Here is an 18,684-nt window from a genome sequence, read left to right as displayed (position 1 = left end):
AATTAAAAAGGATTTTATTTTTTTAATAGTATTTTAATATATCATAATTATTTTTAACTAAATAGATTTTAAAGGTGGTGTTATGAGTACTGATTTCGCAATATTAGCATTTTTTAGCTTAATGTTAACCTATCTTTTAATTTGTGAGATATTTACTATTTTATTTAGACTTACTGGACTTACAGAAGAAACTGCACGTTTTCAAGTAATTTCTATGCTAACAACTTGTGGTTTTACAACTGTTGAAAGTGAGCTTATCACATCTTCTAGAAAACGAAGAAAATTGGCTTTTGTAACAATTCTTTTTGGTTATATATTTTCTGTTACAATTGTTTCCATGGTTATAAATTTTTTTATGAGATTAACTGATGGAAATATTTTTCATTTAATTGTTAAAGTTCTTATAGCAATAATTGCACTCATTATTATCTGGTACTCTCTTTTAAAAGTTAATTTTGTAAAAAATAATTTCGATCGTTTTATAAGTAAAATTGGTATTAAAGCAATGTTTAAAAATCAGCATAATCCGATAATGATTCTTGGAGTTTTTAAAACTGAAGTTATTGCTGAAGTTACAATAACTAATCTTCCTGAGGAATTATCTAACGTTCAATTAAAAAATTCTAATATTCGTTTAAACTACACTCTCCAAATTCTAACTATTATAAAAAATGAGGATGTATCTATTGGTGTAACTGGTGAAAGTATTTTAGAGAATGGCGATAAAGTCATTATCTTTGGAACTTTAAAAAATATAAAAAAACTTTTTGTAAAAGAAAAAGATTTTTTATAAATTGCTATTGATGTTTTCTTATTTATGAGGTATGTTTATAATAACCCTAAATTATTTTTTAAAGGAGGCATTATGAAAAATATAGTATTTGATATTGGTAATGTTCTGCTAGATTTTCATCCACAAGAATTTTTAAAAGGATTAGGATTTGAAAAAAATATTGAAGATAGGTTATACAAATTAATTTTTTTAAGTGACGAATGGAAAGAGTTAGATCGTGGTTCTATCGACTATGAAGTTGCTGAAAAGATTTTTAAGACAAAAGCCCCTGATTTAAAAAAAGAGATATCTATTGTTCTTGATAAGTGGCACGAAATGCTTATTCCTATTGAAGCAAACGTTAATCTCTTAAAATCATTAAAAGATTATGGATATAATATTTATTATCTTTCTAACTTTCAAAAAGATGTTTATGAGAAAATGTATAATAAGCATGATTTTTTAAGAATTGGAAATGGTGGCGTTATTTCATATCAAGTTAATACTTTAAAACCTGATCATTTTATATATGCAATTCTTCTTTCAAAATATAATTTAAATCCTAGTGAAACACTATTTATAGATGATAATTTCGATAATATTGAAGAAGCTAAAAAAATAGGTTTTCATAGTGTATTATTTACAAATTGTGATGAACTTAAAAATTCGATTAAACCACTACTTTAATTTTAAAATATAATAAAAAGAACTCTAATTTTTTAAGAGTTCTTTTTTATTTTATTATTTTTACAATAATTTGAATTAATATAGGATAAAAACTTACAATTGATACCAATCTCATTAACTGGATAATCGCAACTTTTGGAGTATCTGCTCCCATTTCACTTGCAATAATAGAAATATCTGATACTCCTCCTGGTGCTGCTGAAAAAAGAGACGTTGCTATATTAAAGTTACTTGATTTATAAACTATTAAACCAATAATAATATTCATAAATAAAAATCCTACAATAACAATAACAACCAAATGTAATAACTGTCCCATTTCTAAAACATCTTTTAAAGATACTTTAGTTCCTATCAAAGCTCCTCCAAACATCTGAATTAATTGTCTCAAAGGAATTGGCATAACTCCTCTATTCAAAAAAATATTAAATATTCCAACTCCAATCATAGAAAAACTCAAGGCTCCTGCTGGTACTTTTGATAAATACCCTATATACCCTATTACAATTCCAACAACTATTGTTAAAATTATATTCTCTAAACTATTTTTCTTATCAGATTTGCTTTTTTCATAAGTTTTTACTACTTCAGCCTCTCCTTTTTTTCTTATTATTTTTTTTAAAAAAATGGGAATAACTCCAATTACAGATATTAATCTAATTAGTTGAAACATCACAACCTTAGCTGAATCAGCATTTAGTTCATGAGCAATCAGAGTCATATCCATCATGCCACCAGGAGCAGTTGAAAATAATGCTGTTGCTAAATCTAATGATGAATTCTTATAAAGTACATATCCTAAAATAAAATTCATTAATGCCATACAACTAACTATTAGTATTGCTGGCTTTAATACCTCTCTTAATCCTAAAATGTCCTTCTTTTCTATTCTTGCACCAATAAATGCTCCTGTAGCTATCTGTGTCAACACCTTATACTCTTGTGGCATTATAGCCTTACCTGAAAATAAATTAAAAATCGAAACCAAAACCATAGATCCAATCATAGCTCCTGCTGGTATTTTTAATTTTAAACCAATTTTCCCTCCAACTATAGCTACAATTATAGTTATTAAAAACTCCATCATCCCCTCCAAATAATATCGTTGAATTTATCTTATCATATTTCTTGAAAAAGATATATTTTTTCTTAACTTATTCTATTGATAATAACTTATTTATGAGGTATACTCGCAATAATAGGTTTTTATAGTCATTAATATAATTTATATGGAGGTATGTATTTATGAAAACATCATATAATGAAAAATTATTAAGAATCAATTTAACAACCAATGAAATAAAAGTAGAGCCTTTAAATTTAGAAATTGCTAAAAAATTTATTGGTGCAAGAGGATTAGGGAGTAAAATTCTTTTAGACGAAATCGATCCCAGTGTTGATCCTTTATCGAGCGAAAATAAATTAGTTATTATGACTGGACCTGTTACTGGAGCATCTGTTCCAACAGGTGGCAGATATGTTGTTGTTACAAAATCTCCTCTTACTGGTATGATTGCTTGCTCTAACTCCGGTGGTGAATGGGGAGCTAAATTAAAATATTCAGGTTTTGATGGCATTATCATAGAAGGTAAAAGTAGTACTCCTAAATATTTATATATTAATGATGACAAAGTCGAGATTTTAAATGCACATCATGTTTGGGGAAAAACTAGTACCGAAACTGATATTTTTTTAAAAGAGAAATATCCTCAAGCTTCTGTTTTGAATATTGGTCCTGGAGGTGAAAATCTCTCTCTAATGGCTGCTATTATAAATGACACTGATCGAGCTGCTGGTAGATCTGGAGTAGGAGCTGTTATGGGATCTAAAAATTTAAAAGCAATTGTTGTTAATTCCTCAAAAAATTCAATCCCTGTCAATAATCCAGATGCTCTAAGAAAAGAATTAGTTATAGCAATGAAAAAAATAAAAGAAGATGGTGTAACTGGTACTGGTCTACCTACTTATGGAACTGCTGTTCTTGTAAATATTATAAATGAAACTGGAAGTTTTCCTACAAATAATTGGCAAGGATCATATTCTCAAAATGCAGAAAATATAAGTGGAGAAACTCTTACTGAAAAATATTTAAAAAGAACATATAACTGTCACCGATGTCCAATAGGTTGTGGACGAGTTGTAGAACGAGAAGGAAAAGAAATTGGAGGTCCTGAGTATGAAACTTTATGGGCATATGGTGGAAATTGTGGAGTCTACGATATACCTACAATTAATGAAGCTAATTTTTGGTGCAATGAACTTGGATTAGATGCAATATCTGTACCTTGTACTATTGCCGCTGGAATGGAACTATACGAAAAAGGCCTTATCTCTGAAAATGATTGCGAAGGCATTCCTTTAAAGTTTGGAAGTAAAATTGCTGTAGTTGAATGGACAAAAAGAATTGGATTTGGAGAAACTCCTCTCGGTAAATTAATGGCTTTAGGTTCACAAAGATTGTGTGAGTATTATGGTCATCCTGAAATCTCAATGTCTGTTAAAAAACAAGAACTTCCTGCATATGATGCTCGTGGGATACAGGGTATTGGTTTAAATTATGCTACTAGTAACCGTGGGGGATGCCATGTTAGAGGCTATATGATATCTCCTGAAATTTTAGCTCACCCTGAGTTATTAGATCGAACTGTTACAGACAATAAAGCCTCTTGGACTAAAATATTCCAAGATTTAACTGCTGTTATTGATTCTATGGGAATGTGTCTATTCACTTCTTTTGCCCTTAATGCAGAGGATTATACTAACTTCTTAAATGCTGCTACTGGTACTGAACACACTGTAACATCACTTTTAGATACTGGTGAACGAATCTATAACTTAGAAAGAATTTTCAATAAAAGAGCTGGAATGAAACCTGAAGATGACAAACTTCCTAAACGTCTTTTAAAAGAAGCTATTGTAGATGGTCCTTCTAAAGGACTTAAAAGTAAACTTGATATAATGCTTCCTGAATATTACAAAGCTCGTGGATGGGAAAATGCTTTTCCTACAAAAGAAACTCTACAAAAACTAGGATTAGAAGATTTATGTTAGAGATTCGCTTTTTTGCTACTCTTAGAGATAATAGAGAAAATATTATAAAAATACCATTTTATCAAGATATTACAGGAGTTCAACTTCTTAAAATCTTTAATATTTCACAAGATCAAGTATCTATATTTTTAGTTAATGGCTTTCATCGCTCTTTAGATATAAAACTTTGTGATGACGATATTATTTCAATTTTTCCACCTGTTGGTGGTGGCTAATGGAAAAAAGATATATCAAAAATTTTGACTCATTAAGTGAATTTGAACAAAAAATTATAAAACAAAAAAACATTTTAGTTATTGGCCTTGGTGGTCTTGGTGGATTTGTTTTAGACTCTTTAGCTCGACTAGGAGTAAATAAAATTAAACTCATCGATTTTGATAATTTTGATATTACTAATTTAAATCGCCAACTTTTATCAACAGAAAAAAATATTGGTCTCTCTAAAGTTTTAGAGGGAAAAAAATATATTAACTCAATTAATTCTTTGATTGATGTAGAGATTTTTAATTATAAATTTGAAGAATGTTGCTTTAAAACTATTTTTGAAGACATAGATATCGTTTTCGATTGCTGTGATAATATAATTACTAAGTTCAATATCGAAGAACAATGTCAAATTTTCAACACACCCCTTATTTATGGAGCAGTTGCAGGATATTTCGGACAAGTCAGTTGTATTTTACCTAATTTTACATTATTAAAACAAATTTATCCAAAAAAAAATATTGAAGGAGTGGAAAGTAAAACAGGTAATCTTTGCTTTGTCGTATCAATTGTAGCATCTTTACAAATAAATATTTTTCTTAAATTAATTTTAAAAAAAACAATAAAAACTAATGGTTTTTATTATATAGATATGAATATTTTTGAAATTCAATGGATTTCTTTTGAAATTAAAAAGGAAAAATGAACTATTTTCAATAGATTAATTGTAGATATCAATATATTTGGAGGTTTTTATGAAAAAAGCACTTGTTATTTTTAAAAGTGGAGATGATCTTAATTTAATAATTGAAAGTTGTCTTTCATTAAAAAAAGAATTTGGTTTTGAGATAACTCCTGTTTATGCATTAAATGTAAACCCTTTTATTAACAATTCTGAAGATTCAGCAAATCTTCTTGAAGATTTTTCTGAACTTCAAGATGATTTTTTAGATAAAACAAAAGAAAAGTTAATTGAACATAAGTTAAATGCTCATCTACTTACAATTGTTCAAGTTACTACAGAAAATTTAAAAAACCTTTTAAGATTAAATGATCTTCTTATTTACCAAGAAGGATTATTTTTAGGAGATCTTTTTTTAGAAATTTTAAAAACTATATATAGACCAATTATAGTTTTAAGAGGTAAACCTTTAAGTTTTGAAAATATCGGTATTGTATCTGATGATGGAATAAAAGTTAATAAAAGTGTTTATAATTTCCTTACTTTATTTTCAACTACAGATATTGAAAAACTTGATGTTTTTACATGGAACTATAAGAAAAATGAACATACTTTACTTGAACTTATTCACGATAAAGGAGTACTACCAAATTTAAGAGGTTTCTCTTCACCTTTAGATGATATTGAAGATTTTTATTTCGAACTTAATAAAACATCTCTTTTAATCATGGGAAATCTTAGTCATTCTTTTTTCTTTGAAAAAGTAACTAATCGTATGGGTTTAAACATTTTAGAGCATGTTAATACTCCAATTTTTATAGCTTAAAAGGAATTTAAAAAGAGACTTATCAGTCTCTTTTTTTTATGTTATAATCTACCTCAGCGTAAAAATTTTAAAAGGAGTTAATAATGAAATTTCGTTCAATTGATTTAGAGAAGGATTCTATAAGTAGGTTATTTTTTAATTTTTCTTTTCCTGCTGTTATGGGAATGTTAATATCGGCTTTCTATGTTATTGTTGATGGCATTTTTATTGGTAGAGGAATTGGTGGAGATGGTTTAGCTGCTATAAACTTAGCTTATCCCATTATTACACTAACTATAGCTTTAAGTTTGATGTTTGGAACTGGTGGTGCAACAGTTATTTCTATAAAACAAGGAGAAGGAAATTTAAAAGAAGTTAACAGATACTTTTCACATATGATTATTTTAAATGTCATATCATATATTCTTATTTGTTCATTAACTCTTATTTTTCAAGATAAAATAATTTTCTTACTTGGAAGCAGTGAGAAACTTTTCTATTTAACTAAAGCTTATTTAATTCCTGGAGTTATTTTTAGTATATTTTTTATGCTTTCTATATCCTTAAATGCAGTTGTTAGAAACAATAATAGCCCAAATTTTGCTATGGCCTCTATGGGAATAGGTGCGATTGTCAATATTGTACTAGATGCTTTATTCATAATTAAATTTAAGTGGGGAATGTATGGTGCTGCTTATGCTACTGGAATTGCTCAAATGGCATCTGCATTATTTTTACTCTCATATTTCTTTAGGAAAGACTGTAATATAAAATTTATAAAAGAGACTTTAAATTTACAAATTATAAAAAGAATCTGCTCAAATGGCTTTTCATCATTCATTTTAGAGTTTGCTGTCGCTATTATTACAATTTTATTCAACTCTACTTTAATGATTTTAACTGGCGAGATTGGAGTTGCTGCTTTTAGTATAATTGCATATATTTTCTATGTTTTTAGAATGATTTTTAATGGTTTAGCTCAAGGAATTCAACCCATCATTAGTTATAATTTTGGTGCTAAACACCGAGATCGAATTAAAGCAACTTTAATTTTAGGACATAAAATTTCTTTAATTGTCGCTTTATCAATTCTTTTTTTCGTTTATTTTGAAAGAAATTTTATTATAGAATTTTTTAATGGTGATATAGAGTTAATTAAACTTGCTTCTAGAGGTCTTTTAATCTATTCCTCAGCTGTTATTTTTTTAGGAGCGAACTTTATAAATATATCTTATCTTCAATCTATGGAAAAATCTACTTTTGCTAATATTTTATCTTTTGGAAGAAGTTTTGTGTTTATTATTATTGGTATATTTACTTTACCTGATTTTATAGGAATTGACGGTGTTTGGCTTTCTCTACCTTTCGCAGATTTTATGACATTCATAACAGGTGCTGCAGTAACATTGAAAAAGAAAAACAGAAAAATCTTATAATTTTTTTTAGTTAGAAAAAGAAATTAACTTTTATTTAGTATATATTTAGCATAATACTTTTATAATAAAAGGAGGGAAATCTATGCTGCACTTTGTACACGACTTTGAATTCTTAGGACTAGCGAAGAAAAATTTTACTGATGATTATGGAAACGAGATGAGTCAACTATACTATATATATAAATGTAAAAAATGCCATAAAATTAGAATCAAAGAGTTTATGGTGTCTAAATCTGATGAATCTGATGGAATTCCTACAGTATTAGGTTTATATCGTAATGCTCTTGATTGTGATGTAATTAAGGCTATTGAAATCTCTTAATCTTGCTGTAATTAAGGAGGCTATTAAATGTTTTTAAAAGAATTTAAAGAGTTTGCCATAAAAGGAAACGCTATAGATTTAGCTGTTGGTGTTATTATTGGTGGTGCTTTTGGAAAGATTGTTAGTTCTATTGTAAATGATATTTTAATGCCTATTATTGGCATATTTTTAGGTGGAGTTAATTTTAGCAATTTGAAGTATGTTATTAAACCTGCTGAAGGAACTGTGCCTGAGGCGGCTATACGATATGGTAATTTTATCCAATCTGTTGTTGATTTTACTATAATTGCATTTTGTATTTTTTTGATGGTTAAAGGTATTAATCATCTTCGTAAAAAAGAGGAGGCACCTCCTGCTCCTGGTCCTAGTAAAGAGGAGATTCTATTAACAGAAATCAGAGATCTTTTAGCTAAAAAATAACTTTAAACAAAAGAAAAGGATTGTCCTAAATATGACAATCCTTTTTTATTATTTTCTATTATCAAACTCTAATTTTATTTCATCTAATATTTTTTCACTTTTTAATATTTTTATTCCTGTTAAAGTAAGAGCTAATACAGCTTCTTCCATACCTTTATAAGCTCCATCTTCAATTGTACACTGTGCTAATTCTCTGCTATGACTAATTACATCTTTATATAAAGGTAAATATGGATGAATTGTCGCACACACATGACTTACATCTCCTGCATCAGTAGATCCACTATCCTCCGAATCTTTCATTTCAGTTATTCCTATATCTTTTAAACTTTCCTCGTAAAGATTCATTAAAGTTTTGTTTGTTATTAAATCTAAAAAACTTGTTTCGTAGTTTTCTATTTCTAATTTAGTTCCTGAAGAAATTGCAGCACCTTTAGCACAATTTAATACTTTTTCTAAAAGTGTATCCAATTCATTTTTATTTCTTGATCTTACATAAAAATTAGCTACAGCTAAATCTGGAATTATATTAGCTGCTTCTCCACCTTTTGTTATAATTCCATGTACTCTATCAGTTGGTAGTATTTGTTGTCTTAATGCGTTTATTGTGTTGAATAAATTAATTACACCATCTAAAGCATTTATTCCTAAATGAGGAGATCCAGCTGCATGAGAAGTTTTCCCCTTAAATGTAAATTGTAAAGCTTCCATAGCCTGACTCGAACTACTTCTCAAGTGTAAATTTCCACTTGTAGGATGAACTATCATCGCAACATCAATATTATTAAATGCTCCAGATTTAACCATAGCTACCTTTGCCCCATCTGTTTCTTCCGCTGGCGTTCCAATAACTAATACTTCTCCACCATATATATTTACAAACTCTCTTAAAAGTATTCCAGCAGCACTACTAGTTACACCTAAAATATTATGACCACATCCATGACCTATTTCTGGAAGCGCATCATATTCAGCTAAATAAGCTATTCTTGGTCCAGGTTTTTCTCCTACATAATTTGCTAAAAAGGCTGTTTCAATTCCACAATAACCTTTCTCTATAAAAAATCCATATTTACTTAAAATTTCACAATGTCTATCTCTTGCTTTAAATTCTTTTAAACCTAATTCTGGATTTTCAAAAAGATAGCTATTTAAATCTTTTAATTCTTCAAAAATTTCCATATATCTTTCTTTTAATTCTAATATAATTTTTTCCAAATTCATCCCTCCTAGTTTATTTTAAAATTTTTATTTAATACAAAGCTTTTATTTTTTTCTTTTTTATTTATAAACATAGTTTTAGCCAGATAAATTGCACTAAATCCAGCTACTAATTTGGCTACAATGAAAGGTAATATATTATCAGGAGAAACTCCTGCCACAAATCCTAACTGTCCTCCAAAAACATATGAACCTGCTACCGCAAATGCGCTATTTATTATTTTACTGTTATTATCCATTTTATTAAAAATTCCAAACATTGGTATACTACTCACTAAAGATGCCATAAAACCAGCTGTACCACTCTCATCTATTCCTAATAAAGAGCCCATTTTTTTCAAAGTTTCTTTAAAATATTTTTCTATAAAATATAACAATGGATAAGCACCACTTAAAGTTAAAGCTACTCTTGTAACTATCTTCATGCTTTCATCTATAGGATTTAATCCTTTAATTATTGAATATCCGAACATAGTTTCTATAATAGTTAAAACTAATCCTAAAGTTATTACTACTGTCATTCCTTTCCCAAATTTATCAAATAACTTGCAAGTTTTCTCTGGAAAAAACCATAGTCCTGTACAAATTATTCCTGAAAAAATTACTACCGGTATTAAATTGTGAACAATTAAAATTATATCAAGACCCATAATTACTCCTGCCACAAAGCAGCCTAAAGGAATTGTAGCTACACCACTCAATATTCCTTTAGAAAAATTCTCTTTTGACAAGTCATCAATAATTCCAAAAGCTACAGGCATTGTAAAAATTACTACTGTTCCTAACATTGAACCTAATATTATTCCTGAAAAATCGATTAATTCCTTATTTATTGCTAAATCTTTCGCTAAAAAATATCCTCCCATATCTGTTGCTAAAATTGAGTTTATATATATCGAGGGATCAATCCCAGTTAAAAAGTAAAGTTTTTCAACAAATGGTTTTGAAAATTTTGAAATTAATGGACTTATCGATAAAATTCCTAACATAGCAAGTATCAAAGGACCCGCTACATATATTCCTTCTTGAAATCTTTTTCCATATCCCAATTTATTTCCAAAACATCTATCTAAGGCTCCTAAAACCGCAAAAAAAGTTAGAATAAAAAATATAACTTTCAACTTTAATCCTCCTAATTCTATTTTTATCAATTGATTATATCATGAATATAAAAAAAATCTAGTACTAACGTACTAGATTTCTATTTATTTTTATATTATTTTACAACTTTACTTCTAAATAAATCAAACACTTCTTTCACTGATAAAATCTCGTTAATTTTCCACGCATCTTTTCCTGCAAAGAAAATTCCTTCTAATGAATCACCTTCATGACCTTTTATCAAACTATCTTTTACACAAAATTTTCTGCTACATTTTTTTAAACAACTTGTACACTTTTTAGGAGTTAATTTTTCTTCGTTAATAACTCTTTTTACATATGGTGATACTATAGCATTTGCTGGAAGACCTGCAGAGCTCATAATTTGAACTACATCTCCCTCTTTTGAATTAACATACATTTCTTTAAATTCTTGACTTACCTCACACTCCTCAGTTGCTATAAATCTACTTCCCATTTGAACTCCATCCACACCTAAAGCCATCATTCTTTCTGCATCTTCTGGTGTAATTACCCCTCCAGCTCCAAAAACTGGAATTGAAACACCATTTACTATCTCTTCAACTATATCCCAAGAATCTTTATCTGTTCCTAAATGTCCACCTGCGTTCCCACCTTCCACAACAATGGCATCCGCACCTAATTTTTCAGCTATCTTAGCTAATTTTAAACTTGAAACTATTGGAATAATTTTTACTCCTGTTCCTTTTACAGTTTCAAATATATCTCTTGAGAATCCTGCTCCACAGATTATCATATCGACTTTCTCTTCTATCGATACTTTTACTGCCTCTGCAAAATTTGATGCAGCAACCATTATATTTACTCCAAGTGCTCCACCTTTTTCTATAATCATCTCTTTTGCTTTTCTTATTTCTTCTCTAAATTCTTCTGCTGGAATTGCAGTTCCTGATATAACACCAACTCCTCCTTGATTTGCTACTGCTGAAGCTAATCTCGACATTGATGCTCTTATTCCCATTCCTCCTTGAATAATTGGTACCTCTATATTTAAATCTCCTATTTTCACTTAAATTCACCTCCAAGTATAATAACACTTGTTATAATAACATATGTTATCAAAAAATGGAAACTTTTTTTATTTAAATTTCACCCTTGACTTTAAACAATATATGGAGTATATTCATATTAATGTTAAATAATATAACAGGACACTTAGATAAGGAAATGAGGTTTGATTCCTCTACGGCCCCGCCACTGTAATTTGGACGAAAGTATTTTATACCACTGGATTTATTTCTGGGAAGGTTTACGAGTAGAATGAAAAGAGTCAGGATATTTATCTCTAGTGAATTATCTTCGAGGGAGGAACTAAATATGATGAAATTTTGGCATTTTTTTCCTTAAGTCTATATAAATATCTTTAATAACATGAATTTTTTTGACTATAAGGAAAACAAACTAAAAAAACTTTTATAAAAACAAACAAACTTTTAAACAAACTTTTAAAAGCTCTCTAATCTAGAAATGTTGTCTAGAATAGAGAGCTTTCCTATTTTTTTAAATCATTTTCTCAAAAAATACTTTGTATGTTCTATAAGTTTCATATATATCTAATTTTGATGATACTTCAAATGGTGAGTGCATTGCTAAAAGTGCTGGTCCTACATCTATTGTTTTTATTCCTACTTCAGCTAAAAACATCGCAACGGTTCCTCCTCCACCTTCATCAACTCTACCTAATTCACCAATTTGCCAAGTAATTCCATGAGTATTTAATAGATTTCTTATACTCCATACATACTCTGCATCTGCATCATTTGTTCCGCTCTTACCTCTAGCTCCTGTAAATTTAGTTACAACAATACCATAATTTAATTTTGCTGCATTTTGAGGTTCATGAACTCCTTTAAATATAGGGTCCATTGCTGCATTTACATCTGATGATAATGCATTCGAATTCCAAAGAGTTTTTCTTAAATCTAAATCATTATATGCCCCTTGAATTTTGTTGATTAAATCACTTGTAAAATATTCTAAATAATTAGATTGTAATCCTGTTGATCCATGGGAACCTGTTTCTTCTTTATCTGCTAAAAAACAAACCGCTGTTTTTACTGGAATTTCACTTAAATCTAATATTGCTCTCAATGAAGTGTAACCACAAACTCTATCATCTTGACCATAAGCTCCAATAAGAGATCTATCTAATCCCACATCTTTAGCTTTAAAAGCTGGAACTAATTGAAATTCTGCCGATATAAAATCCTCTTCTATCATATTATATGTTCTGTTTAACTCTTCTAAAATTTGATATTTTATTAATTCTTTAATTTCACTATTTTTAACTTCAGTTGGTATAGATCCAACTATTATTTGCAACTCTTCACCTTTTATAACTTCAGAAGTTTGTCTATCTCCTTGATATTTCGCAGCTAAATGTGGTAATAAATCTGGTATTGTAAATACAGGATCGTCCTCTTTTTCTCCTATTATAATATCTCTTCTTTCTCCATTAGCTAAAATAACAACACCATGTAAAGACAAAGGTATTGATGCCCATTGATATTTTTTTATTCCACCATAATAATGCGTTTTCATATACGCTAGCTCTAGCTCTTCATATAGTGGATTTTGCTTTAAATCTATTCTTGGAGAATCAATATGAGAAACTACATAATTTATTCCTTTTTTGATATCTTCTTTTCCCACCACTACTAAAACCAAATTTTTCTCTCTGTTTACATAATAAACTTTATCCCCTGCTTCTAATCTTTCCTTTGAATTAGCACATACAAACCCATTTTTTTTAGCTAATTCTAACCCAAATCTTACATATTCTCTTTCTGTTTTTCCTAAATCTAAAGAAGTTTTATATTCTTGACAAAAATCAAATATTTTTTCCCTCTCCAAATCCTTATTTTTCCACCCATTCTCTTTTTTTAATAACATTTTCTCCTCCTTTTATTCATCATAAAAATTTTCAAGACTATCTATTTGCGAATATACAACTGCTGCTAATTTATGCGATAAATGCCTAACTCTTTTTTCTGAATCTATTTTTATCAAAGGTTCTTTTATTACTTTTACTCTCATTTTCTTTAATCTATTTATATCTAATTCAACAAGTGTACTGCCTTCGTCACTGTATCTTTTAAGTATCTCTTCTGGTATCTCAACTGAATTAACTATCACTTTATCAATCATATCAAATCCTACATGTCTATTTATTGATTCTATGTGATCTGCAACGCTATAATTTTCTGTTTCCCCCATTTGTCCCATAGCATTGCAAATATAAATTTTTTGTGCTTTTGATTTCTTTAAAGCCTCTTGCATATTCTCTAATAGTAAATTTGGAATAATACTTGTATAAAGACTTCCTATAGAAAATACTATTAAATCAGCTTCTTCAATAGCTTTAATATTTTCCTTTGGACTATTTACTTTTCCATCATAAAAAACTCTTTTTATTTTTTCTCCTAAAACTGGTATATCTGATTCACCAAATACAAATCCTCCACTCGTCTTTTCTGCTATTAACTCTATTTTTTCTAAGGTTGCAGGAAGTATTTTTCCATTAATATTAAAAAGTTTTCTAAGTCTTCTTAAGGCAACTTGTACATCGCCCGTAATCTCTGTCATTGCTGTTATTAACAAATTTCCTAATGGATGAGCGCCTATTGAAGAATCCTCTCTAAACCTATATTGAAAAACCTCCTCTATTAAAGGCTCTACATTACTCAAAGCTATCATCACATTTCTTAAATCACCTGGTGCTGGTATATTAAATTCTTTCTTTAAAATACCACTACTTCCACCACTATCTGCAACAGAAACAATAGCTGTTACATCTATTGGAAAGTGTTTTAACCCTCTTAATACTACAGAAAGTCCACTTCCACCTCCTATTACTACTACTTTTGGATTTCTCATTACTATTCCCCTTTTTATTTTTAATTATATTTATATTTTATAACATTCTTTTGCAAAAAAAAACTATATTTGTTAAAATAGTTATATATTTTAAATAATGGAGGGGTTTTATGAAAAATAATCATGGAGCAAATCTTCATCAACTATCAGAAACATTGGGTATTAATGAAAATCAAATTATTGATTTTAGTTCAAATATAAATCCTTTTGGACTTAGTCCTAAAGGATTAAAAAAACTAAAAGATAACCTACAACTTGCAAGTATTTATCCTGATCCTGATTATATAGAATTAAAGGCTAGTATTTCAAGCTACTGTAATTGTAATTCAGAAAATATTGTTTTAGGTAGTGGAGCTACAGAACTTATATCTTCTACAATTAAAATTATATCTCCAAAAGATACTTTACTTTTATCACCTGCCTATTCTGAATATGAAAATGAATTAATTAAAGTTGGGTCAAAAATTACTAAGTTTTTTTATGAAAAAGAAAATAACTTTCAAATCAATATAGATCATTTAATCTCATTTATTTCTTCTAATTGCTTTGATATGATTATTATCTGCAATCCAAACAACCCTACAGGAACATTAATCTCTGTTGAAGATCTTGAAAAAATTTATTTAAATTTTAAAAAACCAATTATGATTGATGAAACATATATTGAATTTACAGATTCTTCTAAAACTTCTGCTATCAATTTAGTTAATAAGTATGATAAATTTATAGTTATTAGAGGAACTTCTAAGTTCTTTTCTACTCCTGGAATTAGGCTTGGATATGCTATTGTTTCAAAGGGAGAAATTTTAGACTCTTTAAATATTATTCCTAATCTTTGGAATATAAATATTTTTGCTTCTTTAATGGGTGAAGCTATGTTTAAAGATTATGATTTTATAAATATGTGTCATAATGATTTTAATGAAAATTTCAATTTACTATTTAAAGGCTTAAAAAACTTTAAAGAGTTTAAAGTTTATAACTCAAATAGTAATTTTATTCTTTGTGAAATTTTAAGCTCTAGATTTGATGCTAACAACCTTTATAATTATCTATCTAAAAAAGGAATTATTATTAGAAAGGCTCAATCTTTTGATAAATTAAATGAAAAGTTTTTTAGAGTTTGTGTACTCACTAAAGAAAATATTAATCTTCTGTTAAAGGAGATTGAAGGATTTATACGGGAATATTAACACGGAGGGATTATGTTATTAAAGAAAATTTTACTTTTAGGTTCAGTTGTACTTTCAACAGTAAGTTATGCTAAATATGAACCTTGGAATTTTACTGTTTTAGAAGGTAGCCTTATTAAAGGTAATGCTTTACCTAGTGGTCAAGGAGCTTCAGAAAAAGATGTTATTTTAGAGATACAAGGAACAACTAGATATAATCTTTTAGATTTATATTGGTTTGTGGATAGATCAAATATCTTTAAAAACTCTAAGTTAAGTGACAAAAATGGTGTTGACAATAACTATACTTACGGTGAAATTTCACCTAGAATATCAATAGATGGTTTAACTGGAACTAATCTGTCTATTGGACCTATATCAGAGTGGTTTATTGCAACTCAATTTGATTTTGATAATATTCATGGTAAATCAAAATATGAAAATGGTCTTAGAAAATATTATGTTGGTATTGGTAACTATGTATCAATCCCAGAAATGAAGTATATGAAGTTTGATTATTTTAAAACAAATTTATATGCCAGATATGTGGAAAAGAATTATGGTCGAAACGAAGATCAATGGGATGGGTATTTGTTTAATATTGCTTATGGTGGTACTATTTATAAATTTGAAAATGGTATGAAATTTGGATTTAGTGGATGGCTTGATTATGATTTTGGTGCAAAAAATAGCTCTGGATTTAATAAACAAACTCACGACTCTTTACAATGGCAAAATCAAATTAGATTTTATCTAAACAATAATCTCTCTGTAAGTTATACCTATCAAATAAATAACCATTTTTCTCAAGTTGATCAAAATAGTTCAAATAAAAATAATGAATCTTTTGGTATTCATTATGCTATCATGTTTTAATTTGTAGGAGGATTATATGTTAAAAAATGAACTTTCTTTAATTGGAAAAAAAATGACTTTTGAAGAGTTAAATAATTTTATGATTGAAAACAACTATTATAATATACATAATGATTTAAGTGAAAGAGAAATTCAAGATTGCTTAAATGAAAATGTTATTGCTTTTGAAAACAAATTTCAAGATAGTGTCGAAGATATTTATACCTACATAGAATTTGAAGTTTTTGAAAACAATATTTTAAAAATAAATAATATATTTGAAATGTAAAAGATTACCCTCTGAAATTTCAGAGGGTATTTTTTATATTTTGTAATAAAAAAACTCCTTTTGGGGTAAAAGGAGCTTTTTATAACACGGGGGAGTGTTAAAATAAAAAGATTTAAATAAATTTTTGGGGGGTATTAAATTTACTTAATCATCGGTTTCAATTAATAATACTATATCCGCACTAAAATGTCAACAATGTTTTTAAATAGTTTTAATCTATTTTTGTTTTTTCTTTTTTAAAACATTTGAGTTCTATTAAAATACATTTAATTGTTGTTTTTTAAAATTTCTTCTATTTCATTAAAGTATTTAGGCATTTTATCTCCTAATCTTCTATTTCCGTTCTCCGTTATTAAGAAATCTCCCTCATATCTCATCCCACCAAAGTCTAGATATTTTTTTACTTCTTCATAGTTAATATACTCTTCGAATTTACCTTCTTTTTTCCATCTCTCTATTAATTCAGGAATAAAGTAAATACCAGGTTCAATTGTTAATACATACCCTGCTTTTAGTTCTTTTCCCATTCTTAAAGATTTTAGTCCAAATTGAGTCTCTCTTTTTGTAAACTCATCATAACCAACATTATTTTCACCAAAATTCTCCATATCATGTACATCTAAACCTATCATATGTCCTAATCCATGTGGGAAAAATAGCGCATGAGCTCCAATATTAACTATTTCATCTATATTCCCCTTCATAATACCTCTTTTAATCATCCCCTTAGCTAAAACTTTACAAACCTCTAAATGAACAAACTTATTTGTTACTCCAGGCTTTGTACACTCTTCTGCTCTATCAAACATCTCAATTAATAATGAATATATATCCTTTTGTCTAGAATCAAACTTTCCTGAAACTGGAAAAACTGTTGTCATATCACCACAATAACCATTTTCTAATCTAGCACCACAATCTAATAAAACTACATCTCCTTCTTTGAAAGTATTTCCATGAAAATGATTATGTAAAATTTGACCATTCGTTGTGCAAATAGTATGGAAAGATGTTGTAGCATTATATTTTTTTGCTGCTGCTTCCAACAACGCTACCAATTCATAACCTTTCATTCCAGGCTTTACATTTTTCATAGCTGTTAGATGCATTTCTCTTGTCACATTTGTAGCTTTTTCTAACTCTGTAATCTCATAGTCTTTTTTTAAATTTCTCATTTCTATTATTCCAGCTACTAATTTTTTTGAGAACTTTTTATTTACATCATCCAAATTAAAATCTAATAATTTAGATATTTTTAAACTATTTTCAATACGATACTGATTAGTAAAATGAATAATTTGTTTCTTTAACTTAGCTTTTTCTAATACCTCTTCCAATTTTTCTGATTCTACAAACTTTTCAATCCCTACTTCTGCAGCTCTTTCTTTAAAAGTTTTTTGTTGTCCCATCCAAATTATATCATCTATTGTAAATTCTTTTCCAAATATATATTCTTTATCATTTTCTACATCTATAACTCCAATCAAATCTGGTGAATTTAATCCAAAATAATATAAAAATGTTGAATCTTGTATAAAATTATACGCATTATCTGCATAAGACATTGGTGATTCTGAATTTCCTATAATCAAGATTAATCCATCTCCCACCAATTCTTTTAATTTTTTTCTTCTTGAAATATAGATATTTTTATCAAACATAAAACCCCTCCTTTTATATTAGTATTTCAAAAATACTATAGCATATTTTTTTAATATTTTTTTATTTTTTTATTATTTAAAAAGTTCA

The 18,684-nt window shown here is 28.1% G+C and carries 19 protein-coding genes and 1 riboswitch; of the genes, 12 read left to right on the top strand and 7 right to left on the bottom strand.

The window, feature by feature from the left end; genetic code table 11:
- The first annotated feature begins 82 nt into the window (after positions 1–82).
- Together HMPREF0202_RS14850 and HMPREF0202_RS12035 are read left to right on the top strand one after the other, a co-directional pair.
- Complete coding sequence (locus tag HMPREF0202_RS14850; protein ID WP_023051076.1) at positions 83–793, top strand: TrkA C-terminal domain-containing protein; 711 nt, start codon at positions 83–85, stop codon at positions 791–793.
- A 72-nt stretch (positions 794–865) separates the two neighbouring features.
- The gene (locus HMPREF0202_RS12035; RefSeq protein WP_170207989.1) at positions 866–1,459 is read left to right on the top strand and encodes an HAD-IA family hydrolase; all 594 of its coding nucleotides are present in this window, start codon (positions 866–868) and stop codon (positions 1,457–1,459) included.
- Between the two features lie 46 nt (positions 1,460–1,505).
- On the opposite strand, the gene HMPREF0202_RS12030 is transcribed toward HMPREF0202_RS12035, so the two are convergent.
- A complete protein-coding gene (locus HMPREF0202_RS12030; protein WP_023051074.1) occupies positions 1,506–2,543 on the bottom strand; it encodes an AbrB family transcriptional regulator in 1,038 nt (345 codons plus the stop codon).
- Positions 2,544–2,704: 161 nt separating this feature from the next.
- Between HMPREF0202_RS12030 and HMPREF0202_RS12025 the strand changes: the two genes are divergently transcribed.
- The 7 genes from HMPREF0202_RS12025 to mscL all read left to right on the top strand — a co-directional run bounded on the left by HMPREF0202_RS12025 (position 2,705) and on the right by mscL (position 8,379).
- Positions 2,705–4,510: an aldehyde ferredoxin oxidoreductase family protein gene (locus HMPREF0202_RS12025; RefSeq protein WP_023051073.1), complete on the top strand. Its 1,806-nt coding sequence runs from the start codon at positions 2,705–2,707 to the stop codon at positions 4,508–4,510.
- Entirely contained in the window at positions 4,504–4,725 is a 222-nt protein-coding gene (locus HMPREF0202_RS12020) for a MoaD/ThiS family protein (protein WP_023051072.1), read from the top strand. The genes HMPREF0202_RS12025 and HMPREF0202_RS12020 overlap by 7 nt, the downstream gene beginning before the upstream one ends.
- Entirely contained in the window at positions 4,725–5,420 is a 696-nt protein-coding gene (locus tag HMPREF0202_RS12015) for a HesA/MoeB/ThiF family protein (RefSeq protein ID WP_023051071.1), read from the top strand. The genes HMPREF0202_RS12020 and HMPREF0202_RS12015 overlap by 1 nt, the downstream gene beginning before the upstream one ends.
- A 49-nt stretch (positions 5,421–5,469) precedes the next feature.
- Complete coding sequence (locus tag HMPREF0202_RS12010; protein ID WP_023051070.1) at positions 5,470–6,222, top strand: hypothetical protein; 753 nt, start codon at positions 5,470–5,472, stop codon at positions 6,220–6,222.
- 83 nt (positions 6,223–6,305) lie between these two features.
- Positions 6,306–7,637, top strand: a complete 1,332-nt coding sequence (locus HMPREF0202_RS12005) for an MATE family efflux transporter (protein ID WP_023051069.1) — start codon at positions 6,306–6,308, stop codon at positions 7,635–7,637.
- Between the two features lie 82 nt (positions 7,638–7,719).
- Positions 7,720–7,959, top strand: a complete 240-nt coding sequence (locus tag HMPREF0202_RS12000; RefSeq protein WP_023051068.1) for a hypothetical protein — start codon at positions 7,720–7,722, stop codon at positions 7,957–7,959.
- Between the two features lie 27 nt (positions 7,960–7,986).
- The gene (mscL, locus tag HMPREF0202_RS11995) at positions 7,987–8,379 is read left to right on the top strand and encodes a large-conductance mechanosensitive channel protein MscL (protein WP_023051067.1); all 393 of its coding nucleotides are present in this window, start codon (positions 7,987–7,989) and stop codon (positions 8,377–8,379) included.
- Positions 8,380–8,427: 48 nt separating this feature from the next.
- Here mscL and HMPREF0202_RS11990 read toward each other — a convergent pair whose 3' ends face one another.
- The 5 genes from HMPREF0202_RS11990 to HMPREF0202_RS11970 all read right to left on the bottom strand — a co-directional run bounded on the left by HMPREF0202_RS11990 (position 8,428) and on the right by HMPREF0202_RS11970 (position 14,619).
- On the bottom strand, positions 8,428–9,603 hold the full coding sequence (locus HMPREF0202_RS11990; RefSeq protein WP_023051066.1) for a M20 family metallopeptidase: 1,176 nt from the start codon (positions 9,601–9,603) through the stop codon (positions 8,428–8,430).
- A 5-nt stretch (positions 9,604–9,608) separates the two neighbouring features.
- A complete protein-coding gene (gene eutH, locus HMPREF0202_RS11985) occupies positions 9,609–10,721 on the bottom strand; it encodes an ethanolamine utilization protein EutH (protein ID WP_051364171.1) in 1,113 nt (370 codons plus the stop codon).
- Between the two features lie 95 nt (positions 10,722–10,816).
- Complete coding sequence (locus tag HMPREF0202_RS11980) at positions 10,817–11,752, bottom strand: NAD(P)H-dependent flavin oxidoreductase (RefSeq protein ID WP_023051064.1); 936 nt, start codon at positions 11,750–11,752, stop codon at positions 10,817–10,819.
- A 110-nt stretch (positions 11,753–11,862) separates the two neighbouring features.
- Positions 11,863–12,044: riboswitch (cobalamin riboswitch) on the top strand.
- Positions 12,045–12,243: 199 nt separating this feature from the next.
- A complete protein-coding gene (locus tag HMPREF0202_RS11975; protein ID WP_023051063.1) occupies positions 12,244–13,635 on the bottom strand; it encodes an aminopeptidase in 1,392 nt (463 codons plus the stop codon).
- Positions 13,636–13,647: 12 nt separating this feature from the next.
- Positions 13,648–14,619, bottom strand: coding sequence for a gluconeogenesis factor YvcK family protein (locus tag HMPREF0202_RS11970; RefSeq protein ID WP_023051062.1), 972 nt, complete (start codon positions 14,617–14,619; stop codon positions 13,648–13,650).
- Positions 14,620–14,729: 110 nt separating this feature from the next.
- On the opposite strand from HMPREF0202_RS11970, the gene HMPREF0202_RS11965 reads away from it, so the two are divergent.
- From HMPREF0202_RS11965 to HMPREF0202_RS11955, 3 genes are read left to right on the top strand one after another with little or no spacing between them, the layout of a single operon-like run.
- On the top strand, positions 14,730–15,812 hold the full coding sequence (locus tag HMPREF0202_RS11965) for a pyridoxal phosphate-dependent aminotransferase (RefSeq protein ID WP_023051061.1): 1,083 nt from the start codon (positions 14,730–14,732) through the stop codon (positions 15,810–15,812).
- 12 nt (positions 15,813–15,824) lie between these two features.
- Complete coding sequence (locus HMPREF0202_RS11960; protein ID WP_023051060.1) at positions 15,825–16,667, top strand: outer membrane protein OmpK; 843 nt, start codon at positions 15,825–15,827, stop codon at positions 16,665–16,667.
- Positions 16,668–16,683: 16 nt separating this feature from the next.
- Positions 16,684–16,935 (top strand): hypothetical protein, encoded by a 252-nt coding sequence (locus tag HMPREF0202_RS11955; protein ID WP_023051059.1) that lies wholly within the window; start codon positions 16,684–16,686, stop codon positions 16,933–16,935.
- 266 nt (positions 16,936–17,201) lie between these two features.
- On the opposite strand, the gene HMPREF0202_RS11950 is transcribed toward HMPREF0202_RS11955, so the two are convergent.
- On the bottom strand, positions 17,202–18,596 hold the full coding sequence (locus tag HMPREF0202_RS11950; protein WP_023051058.1) for an aminopeptidase P family protein: 1,395 nt from the start codon (positions 18,594–18,596) through the stop codon (positions 17,202–17,204).
- Between the last annotated feature and the right edge of the window lie 88 nt (positions 18,597–18,684).

Origin of the sequence: Cetobacterium somerae ATCC BAA-474 (assembly GCF_000479045.1) — a bacterium.
Taxonomy (GTDB): domain Bacteria; phylum Fusobacteriota; class Fusobacteriia; order Fusobacteriales; family Fusobacteriaceae; genus Cetobacterium_A; species Cetobacterium_A somerae.
The sequence above is the reverse complement of the archived record's forward strand: the minus strand, read 5'-3'. Positions and strand labels throughout refer to the sequence as shown.